The organism is Pedobacter sp. B4419 (genome assembly GCF_059693725.1).
The window spans coordinates 657,582-681,211 of sequence record NZ_JCASSL010000001.1 but is presented as its reverse complement, the minus strand read 5'-3'; the positions used below and the strand labels follow the sequence as shown (position 1 = coordinate 681,211).

At 43.7% G+C, this 23,630-nt stretch carries 13 protein-coding genes; 9 read left to right on the top strand and 4 right to left on the bottom strand.

Features of this window, described 5'->3' with window-relative positions; translation table 11 throughout:
• Positions 1-8 precede the first annotated feature (8 nt).
• The 3 genes from AC570H_RS02755 to AC570H_RS02745 form a co-directional block, all read right to left on the bottom strand.
• A complete protein-coding gene (locus AC570H_RS02755) occupies positions 9-11,255 on the bottom strand; it encodes a CLIPPER-2 domain-containing protein (RefSeq protein WP_497351475.1) in 11,247 nt (3,748 codons plus the stop codon).
• A gap of 645 nt (positions 11,256-11,900) precedes the next feature.
• The gene (locus AC570H_RS02750) at positions 11,901-13,013 is read right to left on the bottom strand and encodes an AraC family transcriptional regulator (RefSeq protein ID WP_497351473.1); all 1,113 of its coding nucleotides are present in this window, start codon (positions 13,011-13,013) and stop codon (positions 11,901-11,903) included.
• Between the two features lie 28 nt (positions 13,014-13,041).
• Positions 13,042-14,103 carry a helix-turn-helix domain-containing protein gene (locus tag AC570H_RS02745; protein WP_497351471.1) on the bottom strand — a complete coding sequence of 354 codons (1,062 nt, stop codon included), beginning with the start codon at positions 14,101-14,103 and terminating at the stop codon, positions 13,042-13,044.
• 239 nt (positions 14,104-14,342) lie between these two features.
• Here AC570H_RS02745 and ku point away from each other — a divergent pair, with 239 nt between their 5' ends.
• A complete protein-coding gene (gene ku, locus AC570H_RS02740) occupies positions 14,343-15,113 on the top strand; it encodes a non-homologous end joining protein Ku (protein ID WP_497351469.1) in 771 nt (256 codons plus the stop codon).
• An 80-nt stretch (positions 15,114-15,193) separates the two neighbouring features.
• Here ku and ligD read toward each other — a convergent pair whose 3' ends face one another.
• Entirely contained in the window at positions 15,194-17,866 is a 2,673-nt protein-coding gene (ligD, locus tag AC570H_RS02735) for a DNA ligase D (RefSeq protein WP_497351467.1), read from the bottom strand.
• Positions 17,867-18,063: 197 nt separating this feature from the next.
• Between ligD and AC570H_RS02730 the strand changes: the two genes are divergently transcribed.
• The 8 genes from AC570H_RS02730 to AC570H_RS02695 all read left to right on the top strand — a co-directional run bounded on the left by AC570H_RS02730 (position 18,064) and on the right by AC570H_RS02695 (position 23,287).
• Positions 18,064-18,966 (top strand): glucose 1-dehydrogenase, encoded by a 903-nt coding sequence (locus tag AC570H_RS02730; protein WP_497351465.1) that lies wholly within the window; start codon positions 18,064-18,066, stop codon positions 18,964-18,966.
• Positions 18,967-18,981: 15 nt separating this feature from the next.
• A complete protein-coding gene (locus AC570H_RS02725) occupies positions 18,982-19,155 on the top strand; it encodes a hypothetical protein (protein ID WP_497351463.1) in 174 nt (57 codons plus the stop codon).
• Between the two features lie 121 nt (positions 19,156-19,276).
• Positions 19,277-19,477 carry a KTSC domain-containing protein gene (locus tag AC570H_RS02720; RefSeq protein WP_497351461.1) on the top strand — a complete coding sequence of 67 codons (201 nt, stop codon included), beginning with the start codon at positions 19,277-19,279 and terminating at the stop codon, positions 19,475-19,477.
• A gap of 2 nt (positions 19,478-19,479) precedes the next feature.
• Positions 19,480-20,241 carry a DNA-formamidopyrimidine glycosylase family protein gene (locus AC570H_RS02715; RefSeq protein ID WP_497351459.1) on the top strand — a complete coding sequence of 254 codons (762 nt, stop codon included), beginning with the start codon at positions 19,480-19,482 and terminating at the stop codon, positions 20,239-20,241.
• Entirely contained in the window at positions 20,238-20,906 is a 669-nt protein-coding gene (locus tag AC570H_RS02710; protein WP_497351457.1) for a DUF6766 family protein, read from the top strand. Before AC570H_RS02715 ends, AC570H_RS02710 begins: the two co-directional genes overlap by 4 nt.
• Before the next feature lie 64 nt (positions 20,907-20,970).
• Positions 20,971-21,327, top strand: coding sequence for a SpoIIAA family protein (locus AC570H_RS02705; protein WP_497351455.1), 357 nt, complete (start codon positions 20,971-20,973; stop codon positions 21,325-21,327).
• Positions 21,328-21,330: 3 nt separating this feature from the next.
• Positions 21,331-21,765, top strand: coding sequence for a hypothetical protein (locus AC570H_RS02700; RefSeq protein ID WP_497351453.1), 435 nt, complete (start codon positions 21,331-21,333; stop codon positions 21,763-21,765).
• Between the two features lie 52 nt (positions 21,766-21,817).
• Entirely contained in the window at positions 21,818-23,287 is a 1,470-nt protein-coding gene (locus AC570H_RS02695; RefSeq protein WP_497354893.1) for a glycoside hydrolase family 130 protein, read from the top strand.
• Positions 23,288-23,630: the final 343 nt, after the last annotated feature.

The following is a 23,630-nucleotide window of genomic DNA, read 5'->3' as shown; positions in this document are numbered from 1 at the left end:
ATTTCTGATTAACGTTTAATTAAAACCCATCCTTTTATCGTACTGCTGGTATTGCCCTTAATCAGCCTGATGGTATAGTAATAAGTACCTTCGTTCAAGCCTTCGCCACTCCAGTTGTTTTGGTAGTTTTTGCTCACGTAAACCTGGTTGCCCCAACGGTTGTAGAATTCTACTTCGGCCCTGTCATAGCTTGGCAAGCCAACGATCACGAAGAAGTCGTTTTTGCCATCGCCATCTGGCGTAATTACGTTCGGGATAAAGAAGCCTTCAACAGCTACCTCAACATTGGCTACATTGGTCCAGTTGCCGTATGCATCTCTTACGCGGTAAGTGAAGCTGTCTTTTCCGGTAAAGCCACTATTTGGCGTATAAGTAATGGTACCATCTAAATTCACCCTAATGGTTCCGTTTTTAGGCTGGCTCATCACCTCTATCTTGGTTGGGTCTAGCTCGGCTCCATCTTTTACGTCGTTTTTGAGTACCGGAATAACTACAGGCTTGTTGAACTGAGTTTTATCGGCATCATCAACCGCTTTCGGATTGCTGGCTACTACCGTGATGTTTGCTACCGCCGGATTTGAAATTTGTCCGTTGGTATCTGTTACGGTATAAGTAAAGTCATCCGCACCTACATAACCTGCGTTTGGCGTATAGGTTACTGTACCGTCAGGATTAATGGTTACCGTACCATGTTTAGGTGGCACCGTAATGACGATGCTTGCCGGAACAATTGGCGTACTGCCTGCCACATCGTTGGTTTCGATTGAAATCTTAATCGGATCGTTCTGACGGGTAGTTGCATTATCGTTGTTAGCTACCGGTGGTTTAGCCAATGTGGTTACTGTTGGCGTATCGTTGCCAGCTGTTGTACCCGATTGGTCGCTTACCGATTTGTTAGCCGGATCTGTTGCATTAATCACCGCTTGGTTGGTTACATTGCCTTTTGCAATATCAGCAACAGTAATTACATAGGTTCTTACTACCGTAGTTGATGCGCCTGGAGCCAATGTACCGGCTACATTAATTACACCCGCACCTAATAGCGGATCGGTCAAGGCAATATTGCCCAAGGTTACGTTACCGGTATTGGTAATGGTAAATGTATATTCAATTGAGTTATTCAGTACAAATGCACCCCCTACTCCAGTTCCAGCATTGGTTACCTTTTTTACCAAGGCAATTGCGCCTGTTTGTACAATTGGTGTAACGGTACATGTTGGACATGCCGGTGTTGGTGGCGTAAGCGGATAGTTAGGATCTGCTGGTGCCACTGGTGTAGGATCAGTTGAAGTAACGGTAACGGTATTGTTTCTTGGATCGGTTGCCGAAGCGCTTGCCAAGTTGAATACGCCACGGTTATCCAAATCTGCCTGCGTTAATACATGGTAAGCTGTAAATGTACTGTTATCGCTTGCACCTACAGCCAATGAAGCCAATGGTCCACCCACTACGGTTGCATTGTTATCGCTTACGGTAACATTGGTTAAGGTTACGTTACCCGTGTTGGTTACCACAAAGGTATAATTGATACGATCGCCTACATTCACCTTGCCATCGCCATTGGTATCGTTGTATACTCCATCCTTAGTTAAGGTCATGTTGCCTGTTTGCGTAATTGGAGTTACGGTACAGGTTGGACAAGCTGGTGTTGGAGGCGTTACCGGATAACCTGGATCACCTGGATTTACTGGGGTCGGATCGTTCGAAGTAACCGTTACATCGTTATTACGTGGATCTTTGCCTTTAGCTGTCGCTGTGTTGAACACCCCACCATTATCAAAATCGGCCTGTGTCAATACATGGTAAGCTGTAAAGGTGCTGTTATCGCTTGCGCCTGCTGCCAACGAAGCAATTGGTCCGCCAACTACCGTAGCATTGTTATCGCTTACGGTTACGTTGGTTAAGGTTACGTTACCGGTATTGGTTACTACAAAAGTGTAGTTGATACGGTCGCCGATGTTTACTTTGCCATCGCCATTGGTATCGTTATATGCACCCTCTTTTGTCAAGGTCATGCTACCAGTTTGCGTAATCGGAGTTACGGTACAGGTTGGGCAAGCCGGTGTTGGAGGCGTAACTGGGTAGCCTGGATCGCCAGGATTTAAAGGAGTCGGATCGTTTGATGTGGTTGTTACATCATTGTTGCGCGGATCCTTGCCTTTAGCTGTCGCTGTATTAAACACGCCACCGTTATCAATATCGGCCTGCGTTAATACATGATAAGCCGTAAAGGTACTGTTATCGCTAGCTCCAGGTGCCAATGTGGCAATTGGTCCGCCAGCTACAGTTGCATTGTTATCGCTTACGGTTACGTTGGTTAAGGTTACGTTACCGGTATTGGTCACTATAAAAGTATAGTTGATCCTATCGCCGATGTTCACTTTGCCATCTGCATTGGTATCATCATAAGTACCCTCTTTGGTCAAGCTCATGGTACCAGTTTGCGTAATCGGAGTTACGGTACAAGTTGGACAAGCCGGTGTTGGAGGCGTTACCGGATAACCTGGATCGCCTGGATTTAATGGAGTTGGATCGTTTGATGTGGTTGTTACATCGTTATTACGTGGATCCTTGCCCTTAGCTGTTGCAGTATTAAACACACCACCGTTATCAAAATCGGCCTGTGTCAATACGTGATAAGCGGTAAAGGTACTGTTATCGCTCGTGCCTGCTGCCAATGAGGCAATCGGTCCGCCAGCAACAGTTGCATTGTTATCGCTTACCGTTACGTTGGTTAAGGTTACATTGCCCGTGTTGGTCACTACAAAAGTGTAGTTGATCCTATCGCCGATGTTCACTTTGCCATCGCCGTTGGTATCATCGTAGGCACCTTCTTTGGCCAATGTCATGCTGCCTGTTTGCGTAATCGGAGTTACGGTACAGGTTGGACAAGCCGGTGTTGGAGGCGTTACCGGATAGTTAGGGTCGCCTGGCGCAACTGGAGTCGGATCGTTTGATGTAGTTGTTACATCAGTGTTTCTTGGATCTTTTCCTTTGGCAGTTGCCAGGTTAAATACGCCACCGTTGTCGATATCAGCCTGTGTCAATACATGGTAAGCCGTGAAAGTACTGTTATCACTTGCGCCTACAGCCAAGGAAGCAATCGGTCCGCCAGCTACAGTTGCATTGTTATCGGTAACAGTTACGTTGGTTAAGGTTACGTTGCCGGTATTGGTCACTACGAAGGCATAATTGATTCTATCGCCTACGTTCACTTTGCCATCTGCATTGATATCATCGTAAGTACCCTCTTTAGCCAAGCTCATGCTGCCAGTCTGTACAATTGGAGTAACCGTACAGGTCGGACAAGCCGGTGTTGGAGGTGTTACCGGATAACCTGGATCGCCCGGGTTCAATGGAGTTGGATCATTTGAAGTCGTGGTGATATCGTTATCGCGTGGATCCTTGCCTTTGGCAGTTGCGGTATTAAATACCCCACCGTTATCGATATCAGCCTGTGTCAATACGTGGAAGGCAGTAAATGTGCTGTTATCGCTTGCGCCTACTGCCAACGAAACGATTGGTCCGCCAGCAACGGTTGCATTGTTATCGGTTACCGTTACGTTGGTTAAAGTTACGTTGCCGGTATTGGTTACTACGAAAGTATAGTTGATGCGGTCGCCTACATTTACCTTGCCATCGCCATTGGCATCGTTGTATACGCCTTCCTTAGCTAAGCTCATGCTACCTGTTTGCGTAATCGGAGTTACGGTACAGGTTGGGCAAGCCGGTGTTGGAGGCGTTACCGGATAACCTGGATCGCTAGGATTCAAAGGACTAGGGTCATTTGAAGTGGTGGTGATGTCGTTATTTTTAGGGTCTTTTGCTTTAGCCGTGGCCAAGTTGAACACCCCACCGTTGTCAAAATCGGCCTGCGTCAATACGTGGAAGGCAGTAAAGGTGTTGTTATCGCTCGCACCTACTGCCAATGAGGCAATTGGGCCGCCAGCAACGGTTGCATTGTTATCGGTTACCGTTACGTTGGTTAAAGTTACGTTGCCGGTATTCGTCACTACAAAAGTGTAGTTGATTCTATCGCCAATGTTCACTTTGCCATCGCCGTTGGTATCGTTATAGGCACCTTCTTTGGCCAATGTCATACTGCCAGTTTGTACAATTGGCGTAACGGTACAGGTTGGACAAGCCGGTGTTGGAGGCGTTACCGGATAGTTAGGGTCGCCTGGCGCAACTGGGGTCGGATCGTTAGATGTAGTTGTTACATCATTGTTTCTTGGATCTTTTCCTTTAACTGTAGCCAAGTTAAACACGCCACCGTTGTCGATATCAGCCTGCGTTAATACATGGTAAGCCGTAAAAGTGCTGTTATCGCTTGCACCTACTGGCAGTGAAGCAATCGGTCCGCCAGCAACAGTTGCGTTGTTGTCTGTTAAAGCAACATTGGTTAAGGTTACGTTGCCCGTATTGGTCACTACGAAGGCATAATTGATTCTATCGCCTATGTTCACTTTACCATCTGCATTGGTATCATCGTAAGTACCTTCTTTGGCCAAGCTCATGCTACCGGTCTGTACGATTGGGGTAATGGTACAAGTTGGACAAGCTGGTGTTGGAGGCGTAATCGGGGTATTTGGATCAGCTGGCGCTAATGGCGTAGGGTCATTAGAAGTAGTGGTGATATCGTTATCACGTGGATCTTTTGCTTTAGCCGTTGCCAAGTTATAAACTCCACCATTATCGATATCTGCCTGTGTCAATACGTGATAAGCAGTAAACGTACTGTTATCAATCGCCCCTGCCGCCAAGGTGGCAATTGGTCCACCAACTACAGTTGCATTGTTATCGCTTATGGTAACATTGGTCAGGGTTACGTTGCCCGTGTTGGTTACCGTGAAGGCATAATTGATACGATCGCCTACGTTCACTTTGCCATCGCCATTGGTATCGCTATAAGTTCCATCCTTAGCCAAGCTCATGCTGCCTGTTTGTACAATTGGCGTAACGGTACAGGTTGGACAAGCTGGTGTTGGAGGCGTTACCGGATAGTCTGGATCGCCCGGATTTAACGGCGTTGGATCGTTTGATGTCGTCGTTACATCATTGTTTCTAGGGTCTTTACCAGCAGCTGTTGCCAAGTTGAACACACCGCCATTATCTAGATCGGCCTGTGTTAACACATAATAGGCTGTAAAAGCACTGTTGTTGCTTGCACCTGGTGCCAAAGTAATTGGTCCACCAGCTACGGTTGCATTGATATCGCTTACCGTAACATTGGTCAAGGTTACGTTGCCGGTATTGGTTACCACGAAAGTATAGTTAATGCGGTCGCCCACGTTTACCTTGCCATCGCCATTAAAGTCGAAATAAAGTCCTTCTTTAGCCAAAGTCATGCTACCTGTTTGCACTACCGGGGTAATGGTACAAGTTGGGCAAACTGGTGTTGGAGGCGTTACCGGATAACCTGGATCACTTGGATTTAATGGAGTTGGGTCATTCGATGTGGTCGTTACATCGTTATTACGTGGATCTTTGCCCTTAGCTGTTGCCAAGTTAAACACGCCACCATTATCAATATCGGCCTGCGTTAATACGTGGAAAGCAGTAATGGTATTGTTGTTGCTTGTGCCTGGTGCCAGTGAAGCAATCGGTCCGCCAGCAACGGTTGCGTTGTTATCGGTTACGATAACGTTGGTTAAGGTTACGTTGCCCGTATTGGTTACTACAAAAGTATAATTAATTCTATCGCCGATGTTCACTTTGCCATCGCCATTGGTATCATTATATACGCCTTCCTTGGCCAATGTCATGTTGCCAATTTGCACAATTGGGGTAACGGTGCAGGTTGGACAAGCTGGTGTTGGAGGCGTTACCGGATAGCCTGGATCGCCAGGATTTAATGGAGTTGGGTCATTCGATGTGGTCGTTACATCGTTGTTGCGCGGATCTTTGCCCTTAGCCGTGGCCAAGTTGAATACGCCACCGTTATCGATGTCGGCTTGTGTGATGACATGATATCCTGTAAATGTATTGTTGTTGCTTGCGCCTACTGCTAATGAGGCAATCGGTCCGCCAGCTATGGTTGCATTGTTATCCGTTACAGTTACGTTAGTTAATGTTACGTTGCCTGTATTGGTTACCACGAAGGTATAGTTGATACGGTCGCCCACATTGATCTTGCCGTCCGCATTGAAATCGCTGTATGCGCCTTCCTTAGTCAAGCTCATGCTTCCTGCTTGCGTAATCGGTGTTACGGTACAGGTTGGACAAGCAGGTGTTGGAGGCGTTACCGGATAGCCTGGATCGCCAGGATTTAACGGAGTTGGATCGTTTGATGTAGTCGTTACATCATTGTTTCTAGGATCTTTTCCTTTAGCCGTAGCCAAGTTGAACACGCCACCATTATCAAAATCGGCTTGTGTCAATACATGGAAGGCTGTAAACGTACTGTTGTTGCTTGCGCCTGGCGCCAATGAAGCGATCGGTCCGCCAGCTACGGTTGCATTGTTATCGGTTACGGTAACGTTGGTTAAAGTTACGTTGCCGGTATTGGTTACTACGAAAGTGTAATTAATTCTATCGCCAATGTTCACTTTGCCATCGCCATTGGTGTCATTATATACGCCTTCTTTGGCTAGGCTAATGCTGCCAGTTTGTACAATTGGGGTAATGGTACAAGTTGGACAGGCAGGTGTTGGCGGTGTAATTGGGTAATTCGGATCTCCAGGCGCCAACGGTGTTGGGTCTGTAGATGTACCTGTTACATTATTGTTTTTAGGGTCTTTACCTGCAGCTGTAGCGGAATTATAAACCCCACTGTTGTCTAAATCTGCTTGTGTTAATACATGATAGCCAGTAAATGTGCTATTGTTGCTCGCACCTGCTGCCAATGAGGCAATTGGGCCACCAGTTACCGTCGCATTGATATCGTTAAGGGTAATATTGGTTACTGTTGCTGTACCCGCGTTGGTTACTGCGAAGGTATAGTTGATGCGGTCGCCCACATTTACTTTGCCATCGCCATTGAAATCGAAATAGGCACCATCTTTAGCTACAGTAATAGCCGCTTTGTAAACCGTAATGTTTACCGTAATTGGGTCAGAATCTACCCCATCTGGTGTTCTTAAAATATAAGTATAGCTATCAGCACCTACATAATCGTGCTCAGGATCATAGGTAATGGTTCCATCAGGATTTACGGTAATCGTTCCGTGACCTGGATCGGTACCTTTTACTACCGTTGTTCCGATGCCACTGGCACCGTCGTTAGTAGTTATTGTTGTAGTTACTGCGGTGTTTACAGGTGTAATATCAGTATCTGTAGCACCTACCGGCTTAATAACAATATCGAAAGTTTGCGGAAGCGAAGTATCCACACCTCCATTTGCAGTACCTCCGTTATCATGGATGTTGACGGTTACAGTTGCCTTGCCATATTGATTAGGCGCTGGCGTATAAGTTAAATTGCCAGCAGCATCAATAGCTGGTTGCGTAACAAATAAAGCATTATTGTTATTGCTGGTTATAAAATTAAGCGTTTGGCCACTTTCATTAGCCGGACCTTTGCTTAAATCGCTTGCCCAACCGGTTACAGTTTTCACTACAGCTATTGCACTAATGTTGGTCGACTGGTTTGCACCTTTGGTAAATGCAGGCGCGTCGTTAACTGGCGTAACCGTAATATTTAATGTACTCGAAGCCGTACCTGAATGGCCATCGCTAATGGTATAAGTAATTTCGGCAACCGAACCATTAAAATCGGCTACAGGTACAAAAGTATATGAGCCACCGGCATCGATAGTGATCGTTCCTTGTCCAGGTATCAAAATTGGTGTTCCTACAGTCTGGTCGCCAGTGATACCTGCAATAGTATACTTGGTTACGGCTAGTATGTCCCCATCTATATCGCTATCGTTAGTTATTAAGCCTGATCCAACTACGGTCAATGTGCCATCTTCTAATATTGTTTTGGCATCTGGATTGGCTATAGGCGCATCGTTAACCGGATTAACCGTTAGGTTCAACGTGCTTTTTGTTGTTGTGGTACCATCGGTAATGGTATAGCTGATTTCTGAAACCGTACCGTTAAAGTTGGCTTCAGGTACAAAAGTATAGCTGCCATTTGCATTTAGCGTAATCGTTCCTTGTCCAGGAATAAGAAATGGTGTACCTACAGCTTGGTCTCCTATAATTCCATCTACAGTAAACTTGCTTACCGAGATGGCGTCACCATCTACATCGCTGTCATTTTTTAATACGCCATTAGCTGCGTCCACTGTAAGCGTTACGTCCTCGTTAGTCGAATTCGTATCTGGATTAGCCACCGGCGGATCGTTAACCGGATTAACGGTTAAGGTTAAAGTACTTGTTGCCGTTGCTGTACCATCGGTAACCGTATAGGTAATTACCGGCACCGCACCATTAAAGTTGGCTACCGGCACAAAAGTATAACCGCCATCGGCATTGATGGTAATCGTTCCTTTTCCTGCAATCAGTACAGGCGTACCTACAGCCTGATCGCCTGCTAGGCCTGCAATGGTATATTTAGTTACGCTTAAAGCGCTATTTTCAACATCTGTATCATTAGTCAAAATTCCATTCGCAGCGTTCACCGTTAAGGTTACATCTTCGTTGGTCGAATTGACATCTGGAAGCGCGGATGGCGGATCGTTAACTGGATTAACCGTTAAGGTTAAGGTGCTTGTGGCAGTTACCGTGCCATCGCTGATGGTATAAGTAATTACCGGCACTGCGCCGTTAAAGTTGGCTACCGGCACAAAAGTATAACTGCCATCGGCATTGATGGTAATTGTTCCTTTTCCTGCAATCACTACAGGTATTCCTACAGCTTGGTCGCCTCCAATACCTGCAATTGTATATTTGGTTACGCTTAACGGATCGCTATCTGCGTCGGTATCATTAACTAATATTCCATTAGCAGCGCTTACCATTAAGGTTACGTCTTCATTGGTCGAATTTGTATCCGGATTAGCTAGCGGAGCTACGTTAGTAGGAATAACATTTAAAGTCAGCGTACTGGTTGCAGTAGCTGCGCCATCGGTAATGGTATAAGTAATTACATCAACTGCTCCCGTAAAATTAGTTAGGGGAACAAAAGTGTAGCTTCCATTGGCACGAACAGTAATTGTTCCTTTACCAGGGATCAGGAATGAGCTTCCTATAGCATGATCAATTCCACCAATGGTATATTTGGTTACGGTTAAAGCATCACCATCTACATCAGTATCATTTAGCAGAATATCACCCGCAGCATTATCTGCTACGGTTAAGGTGGTATTCATATTGGTGCTATTCACCTCAGGATTAGCTATAGGTGCCGAATTTGAAATAACTACACCTGTAGCCGATTTAATGTTATTACAGCCTCCCCCACTTGGATTACCATTACACTCCGTATCCACATTTCCCGAGAAAGTTGGTGTGCTTTCATCGGTCGCATCTGGATCGGCAATATCTGCAGGCCTCAAAATGGTTGCCCTAGTATTAATGGTTGTATTTTTTAGTGTTGCGCCAACTGTACCCGTAATTACATAGGTACCTTGAGAACCATTGGTCATGCTCAATGTAGACGTGAATTTTGTAGGTGTAACTTGTGGAAAAGTTACTCCCACAGTACCTGTATTCGGCGTTAAGGCAGCCGAATTGATGGTAAAACCAGCTGGATACTCGAAACCAAAAGTGGCACCGGTTACATCGCTTACGCTTTGGGCATTAGCTAAGTTCTTAATTACAATGGTATAGGTGATAGTATTGCCTACCTGTTGCGTAGTAACCGAAGGCGTGATGCTGGTTACTTCTAAATCTGCCTGATAAATGGTAGCGCTAATGGTTTGCGTAACCTCATTACCCTCCACAAAAGAGTAGGTATCGATAGCCCTGTTGTTTCCCCAGTCTGAAATTCCAGCCCCGCTATTTTCGTTATATTTGCCAAATTTATGTCCGTTTGAATTACTCGAAACACCATTTACGCCAAAGGTTGGCTTAGTTGGTGAAGAAGGTGTTGAACTAGCACTATTTCCTGTGCTATTTACGTCACTATCATCCCAATAAACCACATCCTTACCTGCAACGACAGTATAATTGCCGTCGGTAGTAAGCTGTTCTATTACGATACCCTTAGGGTTGAGCTCCACATCGATAAACGGAAAATGGACCTCTGCACCAAACAGTTGTACTTTAATACTATTCAGAACTGTTCCTGGCGGCGTAGCCAAACCTGCTGTAATCGGATCGGCTACAGAAGCACCTGCTTTTCCGTCCCAAAAAACTTGGTTGGCTCCAGCTACGCAGTTCCCAATTATTACCCTATCGATAAAATTACCATTGCCTGGGATTGTTATTTTATAGGAACCTGCCAAATTGGAAGTAAAATTGACGTAAGCTCCCTTAGAACTCACATAGGTAGCCGAACCCTCTACCCCCATAAACGAGATATTGGATACTGTAGGAAATTGAGGGCTAGCCGCCTTTACCCAAGTTGACACTCCTTTTGCAATGGAATTTTCGGGTAAATCGTTTGCAGGTTTTGCATAAAACAACTTATGCGTAATATTGAGCGCATCATCTGTTTCGTTTGGATTCTTGACATTGGGGTTAGTTGAAGTATTCAAACTTTTACGCGTAGAATTTCCAGTACCATTGGTTCCTGTAGTATAACCCCTATTGTTTGCAAAAAAAGTAAAACCTACTCCAACTTGTCCGTTTCCGCTTACTTGATAAGCAAATCCATCTTTTGTGAGCACATATAGCTTTCCATAAAATCCACCTGCAGCTGCCGTAAAATTGCCAATTACATGGGCATTAAGAACATTTGCATACGCTCTTCCTGATATAAATGGAAATGCAGATAAATCAGTTTGACTGGCGGCTGCACCTCTTACAGTTACATCCCAAGCTAAAATTAATGGTTGATCATTAGGCTGGTGTGAAGTATTTGTAGCAGTCCAACTAGTGTTCGCACCCACATCTGGCACGTCTGGCGTTCCATTAAAACCAGCATTTGGAGAAACAAAATCTATCTCAAAAATACCATCAGCGCCAGTTGTATTCTGTATCACAAAGGGTGTATAACCACCTGAAGCCGGTAATGCTCCCGCTAATTCCTGCGCCCTATTGCTAATACGCCCAACACTTGTGCTGTTGCCCGATGAACTGTTAAAGTTAGTTCTCGCCGCATTAGGCACGGTATTAGGATTAAACACGTGGATCGTTCCACCTCCTACGCCTTGGGCACTTGAACCCATAAAGATATACTCGTTATTCTTTACGAAAACCTTCATAGTGCCAAGACTTTGAAATGGCCAACTCGCTATAGAACTAGTATTATTTAACGAACTTAAAAGTAATGCTCTTTTACCACTAGCACCTAAAGGGTAGAGATCCTTTGACCCATCTGCAAAAACATTCGTTGAACAGAAAGTAGCCAGCAGGAAAATAATTGAATAGAGAATTCGTTTGTAAAGTTGTATCATATTCAAACAGCGTTGTTTTATATCTATTGTAAACTCGGCCGCAAATATGTAAGCCTAAAAGCACAAAAAAAGAGTCATCCGTGCGGCGTGGACGTCATGCCGCACGGATGACACATGATACATTTCACCCCTCCCAGAGGCTTAAAACAAGCTTTAAGAACAAAATATGGAGCTTTTGATTTTACACAAGCTAATGTTTGCCTCAATTATGGTTTCATGCTTGTATCAGGTGGTTGGATAGCCGATCGACTAAGGAGAATTGCCAAGATAGCCTGATGGAATAAAGAAATTTTATTGTCATTTTTAGTTGACCGCAACAATATAATTTCGAATGAGGTGTAATTGAACCACCTCATCGATGTAACGAGCAGCTAAAAACCAGAAACAATAAATAGGACAAAAGATTGTTCTCCATCTGGCAAGAAAAATCCAATAAAAGGGAAGAAAAGATAATTAGCTTTTAAGCCGATCCCTGTACTCTGAAGGTGTGCAGCCCTTGATTTGCTTGAACTGCCTGTTAAAAGAAACCTTGGCATTAAAGCCGCTTTTCTCGGCCAGCTCCTCTAAATTCATATTCAGCTGTTGATCTTCCAATAGCCTGCAGGCGTAATTTACCCTGCAACCATTGATAAACTGATAAAAGGTTTGTTTCAGCTGCATATTGAATACTTGTGTTAAGTGATGGTTTGGAATTTTTAAATGCTGGGCCAAACTACTCAACGATAAAGAAGCATCCAAAAAGAGTTTTTCATCTTCAACTATGGCAATCAGTTTTTCCCGATAGGCAAACAACTGCTCTTCCGTAAGTGGCGAACGCTCGTATTTGATGCTTTCCTGCTCCCCTGCCCCGATTGCCACCGCTTTGCCCAATCTTCCGGCATGTTTTAGCATCCGGTTTACGGTATAGTTAAAAATCATGAGGATAAAAATCAGCATGCACGAATACACAACCATCCTCAACAAATAAACTGCATTTTGATTCCCAGCTACCCGTCCCGAAAAAGACAACACGATAATAATGGTAGCCAAAAACAGCAAGAATACCCTTCCAAAAACAAACATGAGAAGCTTGTCTCTAAAATGGGCAAACATTTTCCGGCTCGAAAACACCGAATACAAAGTATAGCTTAAAAAAGACAGCGGACCAATACGGTAAAGCTGCCTGTATATATTTCGATGCATTTCTTCGTTATTCTCCAGGATATTGAAAAGCAAAGCCAAAAAGAGCAAAGAGAAAACTATAAAGGGAGTTGCATGCAACAACACTTTCCAAAGTGGCAATACCCTGTCTCTAAGCGCTACAATCCCAAAGTATAAAATGGGACCATACATGAGAATAAAGGGAGCAATCCGGTCTTTCCAAGGTTCCTGTGCATAGAAAACATCTACGCAAAAAGCATAAAAACTGTTCAGAAAAACGTAGAAGATCGTCCACAGCAGTACCCTGTTAAAAAGATTTTTGTTGAGCGAGCGGTAGGCCAGGTAAAAGGTAACGGCAGCCACCAAGCTTACACTAAACAAAACCAAAGGTATTAAGGGAAACGGCAATACAATAAGCAAGCGCATCGGCATCATAAAAAAGAGCGAAAAAATCTTAAGCGCTTTGTCTCTCCAGTTGCAACAGGTATTCTGAAGGCGTAAAACCGGTACGTTCCTTAAAATACTTATTGAAAGAGGTTTTAGAATTGAAGCCACAAGAATAGGCCAGCGATTCTATTTTCAACCTTCCCTGGTTGCCATTCAATAATTCTATGGCATATAATATCCTATAATCGGCTACGAAGTTATGGAAGCTGCGTTCAAAATAAACATTAAACAGCTGAGAGAAATAATGTTTGGGGATGCCCAATTCTCTCGACAGCAAATCAAGCGACAAGCTCGGTTCCAGGTAAGCTTGGGTATCTTCAAAATATTCGACGATTTGCTCTTTATACATGCTGGCCTGTTCATTGGCCAAAGCCGAATGTTTATAGCTCCTCAACTGCGAATCACTTTCATGCACTGTCAATTCTGCCCTAGTCACTTTCTTATCGCCCATTAACCAATACCAGCTAATGGCAATGTTTATAAATAGCAACAGTCCGTAAGCAAAGTAGCGGTAATCAAAACCCATATCTATTTTGGCAATGCCCCAGCCAATGAGCATCAGGCTAATTAAAATAGAGATCAAAATATAAAGGGCGCTAACGGTAACTAACAAAATATCGGCATCAGGTTTGTTCTTGCTGCTTCCCTGCCAAATTTTGGTCAGGATGTGGATGCTATAGGGAATAAGCGATAAAATAATTGCACCATACGAATTTTGGTAACAGATGAATGCAAGGTTCTCCCATGGATTAGTCATATCAGTAGTGAGCGCTACAATCAAATAAAACATGCTGAAAGCAAAGAAAGGAACCAGGTGCAAACAATCTTTTACATTAATTCTCAAAGGTTTGTTCACCATCGAGCGATAGGCGCAATACAACAAAGGACCAAACAGGAGCCAGCTTGGGTTCCACATGTTTTCGGCAGCTTTGACCTCACCATCAACCCAGTCGAATTTGTAAATAATATTGAAAATGCCGAGTACAAAAATGGAGGTGGTAATTAAACGAAAGTCGTTCCCCCACCGGTTTAGGCGGAGAACCCACTTAGGGTAAGTAAGATTGAGCATAATATTAAGGATGTAAGGCAAAAATACAATTTCGAATTAATTAAAATCTATTTTTTTGGCCCAAGGCGCTCAATTTGACAACGAATTAGCAAAAAACAGGTAAAAACACCTATGTTTTATCCATATTCTAACTTTATTGTTACTTAATTTCAGCAATAGTTTCATTTAGAGCAAGATGGCTACAAAATCTGCGAACGCAAACAATAAGCGATGTAGCTTGTTTTGATAAAAAAGAAAAGATGAGATCGATTTGGAAAGGTGCCATTGGTTTTGGCTTAGTCAATATTCCTGTTAAACTGTATTCTGGTGTGCAAAACAGCAATCTCGATTTGGATATGCTTGATGAACGCGATCACGCCAAGATCAGGTTTCACCGGGTAAACGAGGATACCCATAAAGAAGTGCCCTATGAAAAAATTGTGCGTGGCTATTTTTTAAAAGACCGCTACATCATTTTAGATGAACACGATTTTGAAGAAGCCGCACCAGAAAAAAACAAAGTGATCGAACTCGAAAACTTTGTCGATCTTCAAGACATCAGTCCGGTTTATTACGAAACTTCCTATTATACCGAACCCGAAAAACAAGGCACCAAAGCCTATGCCCTTTTGTTGAAGGCCTTAGAAAAATCGAAAAAGGCTGGCATTGCCCGTTTTGTACTTCGAAATACTGAAAATCTCTGTGTCATCCATCCAATGGATGGTGTAATTGTGGTCACCAAAATGAGGTTCCAGGAAGAAATCAGAGACATGAAGGACATCAAGAAAGTAGACGGTAGCAAAATCACCAAAAAAGAAATGGACGTAGGCCTGGCACTGATCAAACAATACAGTTCCAATTTCGACATCAGTGCCTTTAAAGATGAATACAGTGCAGAGCTGCTCAAAATCATCAAAGCCAAGGCCAAAGGCAAACGCGTGGTCGTTAAGAAAATGAAACCGCAAAAAGCAACAAGCGATAACCTCTATGATCAATTGATGAAAAGCCTAGGCAGTAAAAAAAGGGCTTAAGATACGCGATTAGGGCCTGGCATTTTCATCGCTACACGCCACACGCATTACTCAATACGCATTACTCAATACGCAATACCCTATTCCCCCTTGTTAAGGTCCTTGATTATTTTCTTCAAATCGATCCCCTTGCCCAATACCGGCTTAAAGATATCGCCCATGGCCTCTACCCTTTCTACCGCATTAAAAATGGTAAAATCTTTCATTTTCAAGCCTTTCTTCACCTCGTCCCAATGCAAAGGCATAGAAACCGTAGCCCCAGGCTTGGGCCTTACTGAATAAGGGGCTGCAATGGTAGCCTGCGCCCTGTTTTGCAGAAAATCCAGGTACATTTTTCCTTTCCGATCTGCCACGGTGCGTTCCAAACTGGTATAGGCAGGTATTTCGCGGTGTACCAGGTTTACAATAATGCGTGCAAATTCTTTCGATTGCTCATAAGTATATTTTGCACCCAAAGGGATATAAATATGCAAACCTGTTGAGCCACTTGTTTTGCAATAGCTGGGCACTTTCATCTCATCGAGCACTTGCTTGGTTACCTGAGCTGCTTCGATTACCTGATCGAAGGAATTTTTGTCGGGGTCCAAATCGATGATGCACCAGGTAGGGTGATCTGGCTTTTTAGTCGTGCTGTTCCAGGGATTCATCTCTATGCAACCCAATCCGGCCATGTACAACAGCGTAGCCTCATTATTGCCCAATAAAAAGTGCTTGTCTTCATCGCTTCCATCGGTATGGTACAAATAGGTATCCATCCAATCAGGCACTTTGCCTGTCACGTCTTTCTGGTAAAAGCTGTGTCCGGTAATCCCATTCGGAAAACGGTTTAATGATTGTGGTCGATCTTTCAAATAAGGCAAGAGGTAAGGTGCTATCTGATAATAATAATTAACGAGCTCTCTTTTGCTGATCTTTTCAACGGGCCAGTACAGCTTTTTTAGGTTTGTAAACTGCAGTTCATGCTTGCCTATTTTTTTCGACTGCGTCTGCTCTGTCGGGTTGAGCAATGTTTTTCTTTTATGCTCCTTCACCGGTTTAAGGTAAGTGTCTTTCACTTCCTTATCCAATATTTTTTCGATTTGTTCTTCCTTTTCCAACTTTACCTCCTTCGCTTTTTTATCTTCACGCATACCCTCAAACGAAGGGTGGCGCATTACACCATCGCTGGTCATTTCGGCAAAACTTACTTCACAGATCAACTCGGGCTTAAGCCAGGTTGCAGTAGCATGAGGCGGATTTGGCCTAAAGCGACTGGGCTTGTTTACATCGGGTTCGGTACTAAATGGTGGTTTTTCTACCACTAAAGGTTCAAACTGCCTCAACATTTCCTTTTGGGTTTTGATATTAAAACCCGTGCCTATTTTACCGGTATAAACAAATTTTCCCTTTTCAAAAACACCTACCAACAAGGCACTAAAAGGCTTGCCGGTATCCTCGTTCTTGGTATAGCCACCAATTACCACCTCTTGTCGCCGGTTGGCCTTAATTTTTAGCCAATTGGTGGTTCTATGGTTAAGTTCATACAAGCTGTCTTTTCGCTTGGCCATGATTCCTTCGAGCCCAATCTTTTTGGCCGCCTCTAAAAATTCATTGCCCGAAGTTTCAAATGCCTTGCTAAACTCGATAATCGTATTTGCGGGCACCAATTGTTGCAATATTTCCCTTCGTTCGTACAAGGGCAAGCCTTTTAGGTCGTAGCCATCATACCATAAAACATCAAATACATAATAGCGCAACTCTCCATCGGCCTCGCTCCGCCAGTTTTGCAACGCGCCAAAATTGGCTATGCCATTTTCATTCACCACCACAATCTCTCCATCAATTACGGCATTAATTCCCCATTCTTTTAAGGCATCGTAAACCGGGTAAAATTTTTCGTTAAAAGATTTATTGTTTCTCGATTTCAGTTCCAGTTCTTTTTTGTTCATAAAGGCCAAAGCCCGATAACCGTCCCACTTAATTTCATAAAGCCAATCTCCGCTGTCAACAGGTTTGTCAACCAAAGTGGCCAGCATCGGCTTTACCGATTTATAAAACGGTGTTCGCTCCGCATCCTTCGGCTTTGCCACTTTTGATTTTGTCGGAGCAGCCTGAGGCGCTGCCTTTACTTTCTTGCTCACTTCTTTAATGGGATCTTTGGCAGACGATTTGGTCTTTTTGCCATAAATATTGGTGCTGGTTTTTTCTATCTGCTCCACTGTTTTTTTGGAAACAACAGATTTGTCTTTTTTCAAAATATCATCGGTACTGGCGTATTTATCTTCGAGCTTCATTAAAAGCCAGGCATTTTCGTCTTTGCCATAGGTTTTAACCAAGGCGTATTCGCCTTTTAGTTTTTTGCCTTTCAACCTGAATTTTATTTTTTTGGCATGCAGCTCATGCAAAAGCTCCTTTTCTTGTTTTTTAACATCCGCACCTTCCAGCTCTACGGGTTCGTAGGTGCCTTCGTCCCAAACAATTACGGTGCCACCGCCATATTCGCCTTTCGGAATAATGCCTTCAAAATTACGGTAGTCATAAGGATGGTCTTCTACCATCATGGCCAATCGCTTAACGGCAGGATCGGTTGATGGTCCTTTGGGCACCGCCCAGCTTTTGAGTACGCCATCCATCTCTAAACGGAAATCATAATGCAGGTGCGACGCGGCGTGCTTTTGGATCACAAATCGCAACTCTTTGCCACTACCCTTGCCTCCTTTAGGTTCGGTAGTTTTTGAAAAAGAGCGTTTCTTTTTATAGGCTACTAAACTCATGGTCATCGGTTTTAATCTCTTGTGTAACAATTGTTTTTTTAAAATGTTTAGGCAAGCTGAGCAATAAAAATTAGGCAAAACTTTTTGAGAACCAACCTGTTCTCTTTAAAAATCCCAAGCATGAAAGATGGGCGTTGAACCACTGAAGGGAGCTTGAGGAAAACAAAGCAATAAAGGCTATTGAAAAACATAAACAGATGAAGAAACAAAAGAAACAAGAACCGCCAAAGAAACCCGACACCAAATACGATGTGCCGCCTTTTCCCAAACAAAAGCAAAGCCCGCCTGGAAAAGAGCAGGCCATGAAACCTTTGGCCGACCACGGTGAAGAAAGCTACAAAGGATCGGGTAAGTTAACAGGTAAAAAAGCCATTATTACAGGTGGCGATTCGGGTATTGGAAAAGCAATTGCCATTGCCTTTGCGCGCGAAGGTGCCGATGTACTGATCAGCTATTTGAGTGATGAGGAAACCAAGGATGCACAAGATTCGGCCAACTATGTAGAACAGGCCGGCCAAAAAGCAGTGCTGGTTAAAGGTGATATCAGAAAGGAAAGCCATTGCAAAAAAATTGTAGAAAAGGCTGTTAAAGAATTTGGGCAAATTGATATCCTGGTTAATAATGCAGCCTTTCAAATGGCTAGAGAAAGCTTAGCTGATATCCCAACCGAAGAATGGATAAAAACATTCGAAACGAATATCCACGCCATGTTTTATTTGAGCAAAGCAGCCGAACCTTACATGAAAAAGGGCAGCAATATCATCAATACCACCTCGGTAAATGCCTATAACCCCACTCCTGTACTATTGCCCTATGCGGCAACCAAGGGAGCCATTCAGAACTTTACAGCCAATTTGAGCCAGATCTTGCTCACTGCAGGCAAAGGCATTCGGGTAAATGCAGTGGCGCCTGGTCCTATCTGGACCCCGCTCATCCCCTCCACCATGCCCGACCCAGAAAAATTTGGCATGGATACGCCCATGGGCAGACCCGGGCAGCCGGTTGAAGTAGCCCCGGCTTATGTGTTTTTGGCATCAGATGAGGCCAGTTATATTTCTGGTGCCACTATCCCGGTAACAGGTGGAAGAATTACGATTTAAATTAAAATTACAGTCATGGAAAAAGATAAAAAACAAACCAGTACAAAAAAAGTGCACGATGCCAAGGGCAAAGCCAGTTTTGACCAAAATGGAAAAGGCGACGCACCTAAATACGGACAAGCCGGCGATACGCCAAACGAATCGGGAAAAGGAATGGATAAAGTAGCAAAAGAAAAAAAGAAGGCTTAGCCCATGGGAAATTGTCTCAATTACTCAATGGTTAGTTATTCTTCAAATAAGATCCCGGATCAAGTCCGGGATGACGATTTGTTGAGTGAACCATCAAGCATAGCCTAAAGGACTTAAAAAAATGCCTTCTTCAGTTATCCAGCATTTCAATTACGACGAAAAATCGCATACCCTCAAAATCATTTTTGTAACGGGCATGGAATACCATTATAAAAACGTGCCCGAAAAAGTTTTCCAAATGCTAAAGATTGCGGGTTCTAAAGGCCGTTATTTTAACTATTACATCAAGGATAAGTTCAAGTTTAAAAAAGTAAACGATTAGTTATGCCAGAGGGACCATCCATAGTTATTTTAAAGGAACTTATAGAGGAGTTACATTTAAAGGGCAAAGCTGTAATTGAGGTTGGTGGCAATACCAAACTGGATAAGGATCGCTTAATCGGCCAAAAAATAGTCGATTTTAAGAGCTGGGGCAAGCATTTTTTAATCTGTTTCAAAGACCTCACGCTCAGGGTTCATTTTATGCTTTTCGGCACCTACCGTATCAACGAAAGAAAAGAAAGCCAGCCACGGATCAGCCTTGTTTTTAATCGAGATGAGCTCAACTTCTATACCTGCTCGCTTCAGTTCATCGAGGGCGATCTTGACGAGGTTTACGATTGGAAAGCCGACGTAATGAGCGATGAATGGGACGCCAAACTGGCATTGAAAAAGGCCCAGGAAAAAGGCGATACGCTGGTATGCGACCTGCTTTTAGACCAGCATATTTTTGCTGGCGTTGGCAATATCATTAAAAACGAGGTGCTTTACCGCATTGGTGTACATCCCTTAAATACCGTTAAGACCTTGCCCTTGACCAAACTAAAGGCTTTGGTTAAGGAGGCGAGAAATTATAGTTTCGATTTTTTAAAATGGAAAAAGGCATTTGTACTCAAAAAGCATTGGCTGGCACATACCAAGAAAGAATGTCCAAAAGGGCATCCAATCCATAAAGAATACCTGGGCAAAACCAATCGCCGAACTTTCTACTGCACCAAATGCCAGAAATTATACACTCCACCCGCTACTAACCTAAAGCACAAATGACAATCCCTAAAAAATATTCCTTTTGGTATAGGAATGGCCTTACGCTCGTTTTTATCACCCTGTTTATGATCGCTTTGTGGGCACAGGCCCTTACTGGTTTTAACGTTCACAACGAAGACCTGAAGGAAGCCGGACAGGCAAAATTGAATTTCGGCACTTACTTATGTTCAGGCCATTTCATTGCCGCTACTTTCGAGAATTTTGAAAGCGAATTCCTCCAAATGGCCTTGTATGTAATGCTAACCATCAAGCTAAGGCAAGTCGGCTCAGCAGAGTCGAAATCGCTTTCAGACAAAGAGGAAGTTGACAGAGCGCCTAAGAAAGGGAAGGACGCCCCATGGCCCGTTAGAAAAGGTGGCCTGATTTTAAAATTATACCAAAATTCGCTTTCTAGCTGCTTTCTACTTTTGTTTTTGGTGAGCTGGTATTTCCATTTTTATGGCAGCTGGCAAGAAAACAACATCGAGCAAAGCCTAAAGGGATTACCTAAGCAGTCGATGTTCGATTATTTGTTCGCCGCACGGTTCTGGTTCGAATCTTTCCAAAATTGGCAGAGCGAATTTCTATCTGTAGCCAGCATTGTGTTCTTAACCATCTACTTGCGCCAAAAAGGATCGCCAGAGTCAAAGCCGGTAGATGCGCCACACCTTGAAACCGGCAAATAGGCACAAACATTCCATGGTCCGGATTGTTATTTAACCACCTAACTCACAAATTATGCTAAGTCCGATGAACAACCTTCCCCCCTATGTATTTGGCGTTAAAGCCAAGGGCGAAGTGACAGCCGATGACCTTAAGGGAGTTTTGTTGCCAGGTTTAGAAGCCTTAACCAAGCAATACCAAGAAATCTATTACATTCTGGTGCTCGAAACCGATGTAGAAAATTTTACGGCCGGTGCTTGGATACAAGATATGATTGCCGGGATCAAGCACTTTACGCAATGGAAAAAAATTGCCATTGTAACCGATCAGAAAGCAGTCGAAAAATTCACAGATTTTTTTAGTTACCTTACCCCTGGCGAAGCCAAAGGATTTAACTTGGCAGCGTTAGAAACGGCCATTGCCTGGGTGAGCTTAAAACAATAACCTATGGGAAAGATCAGAAACTTAATTGCAGGCTTTACCGGAGCCATCGCCTTAAACATTTTACATGAGGCCATCAGGAAACAGGGCGATAATGTGCCCCATATCCATTTATTAGGCGAAGATGCACTAAGCAAAGGCTTAACCGCCATTGGCGAGCCTATTGAAAACGAAGAGGATCTGTATCAGGCTACCTTGGTTACCGATGTGATCAGCAATGGACTTTATTATAGCCTGATTGGTTCGGGCAAATCGAAATACATTTGGCCAAAAGCTTTAGGGCTTGGCTTAAGTGCAGGCATTGGGGCCATTAACCTGCCCGGAAAACTTGGCTTAAACGATGAGCCTGTGGCCAGTAACAATCAGGTAAAGGCGCTTACCATCGGCTATTATGTTTTTGGGGCCTTGGTTACTGCGCTCACCCTTAAAATGCTCAAATAGTTAACCTACTTCATCACCGCATCTACCTCAACAATTAAATATCATACGCATGATGAGACTCCCTATTCAACGTAAACACGTTAAAGTTTATCCCGATCCTAAAAGAGTAATTGCAAGGTTTTTTTTTAATGGCGACGAAAGAGGCAGAGATGTGATTAACAAAATTATGACCTTAAGCGATGAGCAGGTTTTTACCATTATATCGCCATTGCTGCAAGAATACTCCAAACGACATCGCAACATTACCAAATTGTTGCTGAGGCATTGCAAAAAGCTGAAGCCCTTGTTCGAAAAAATGGAAATCGATTACCGGGAACTGCCAGAGCACCGGCGCTTGCTAATCGGTTCTTATTTTACCCACGAATATTCAATCGAATCGGCGGCCTTCTTTAATCCTTCCATCATTGAAGATCCTGACCAGAGCGATTTGGAAGAAGGAGAGAAAAGACTGATCATCAGCTTTAGGGCCGTTGGCGAAGGGCACATTTCGTCGATTGTCTTTAGGCGTGCGCTCATCGATAGGCACAACAACATTACCGTCATCCCCGTAGGCAATTACATCGATGAAGCAGAAATCATCAGGAATGCCACCTACAATAAAAAACTCTTTTTAGACAAGGGGCTTATTTCTCTTATCGATAAAGAGGTTTTGGCAGAGCTGAATACCAAGCTGGCTGATCAATTTGATTATGCTACCCTTAAACAGGTAATTGCCGAAACGCAAGACAAAGAGCCAGATCCAGCCAGAGATGTAGAATTGGAAAAAGTACTGTGGCTATCGGATTCTTATTACGAAATCATTTTCTCTATGGATACCGATATTTCCGATCGGGTAATTTTCCCTATTTCGGAGTTTGAACGCAAAGGCATTGAGGATGCCCGATTTACCAAATTCATCAGTGACGATGGTTCCATTACCTATTACGCCACTTATACGGCCTACGACGGACAGATTATCATCCCTAAACTGCTCAAAACAAAAGACTTTTACGATTTCGCCATTGGACCTTTGTTTGGTGCAGGTGCCCAAAATAAAAACCTGGCGCTTTTCCCGCGTAAAATTAATGGCAAATATGCCATGCTATCGCGCATTGATGGGGTAAACAATTACATCATGTACTCCAACAAAATCAATGTTTGGGAAAACCCGATCAAATTGCAGGAGCCTAAATATAGCTGGGAATTTGTACAGGTAGGCAACTGTGGTTCGCCGATAGAAACCGAAGATGGTTGGCTGGTTATTACCCATGCCGTTGGACCGATGCGCCGCTATTGCCTTAGTGCCTGCTTACTCGACCTGGAAGATCCAACTGTAGAAATTGGCCGTTTGTCTGAGCCATTGCTCATTCCAAATCCAGATGAACGCGAGGGCTACGTGCCTAATGTGGTATATTCTTGTGGCGGCATCATTAACAATGGCGAATTGATTATTCCTTATGGCTTATCTGATTATTCATCATCATTTGCCTCGGTTGATTTGAAGAGCTTGCTGGATCGCCTAAAAACATCTCCGGCTATTTAATGGATTAAGCATTTGTGAAGCCAGACACCTGGTTTGACCCAGCGTGAGCGCCACCTCGTGTACTATTCTCCCACTGTCTGTTATCTATCTGGTTGGTGGAGACACCAACCAGTAAAACCGTCTATTGGCTGGTGTCTCACCTGCCAAATAAAAATTCATCTATAACTTCATGACCCGGCCAATTCATATCGTCTACCTGGTTGATGGGGACACCAACCAGTAAAATCAGCCAGACGCCTGATTTATCGCAACCATGCATGCTAGTCTCCCTGGTTGGTGTCTCCACCAACCAGTAATACCGTCTATCGGCTGGTGTCTCACCTGCCAAATAAAGCTCATCTAC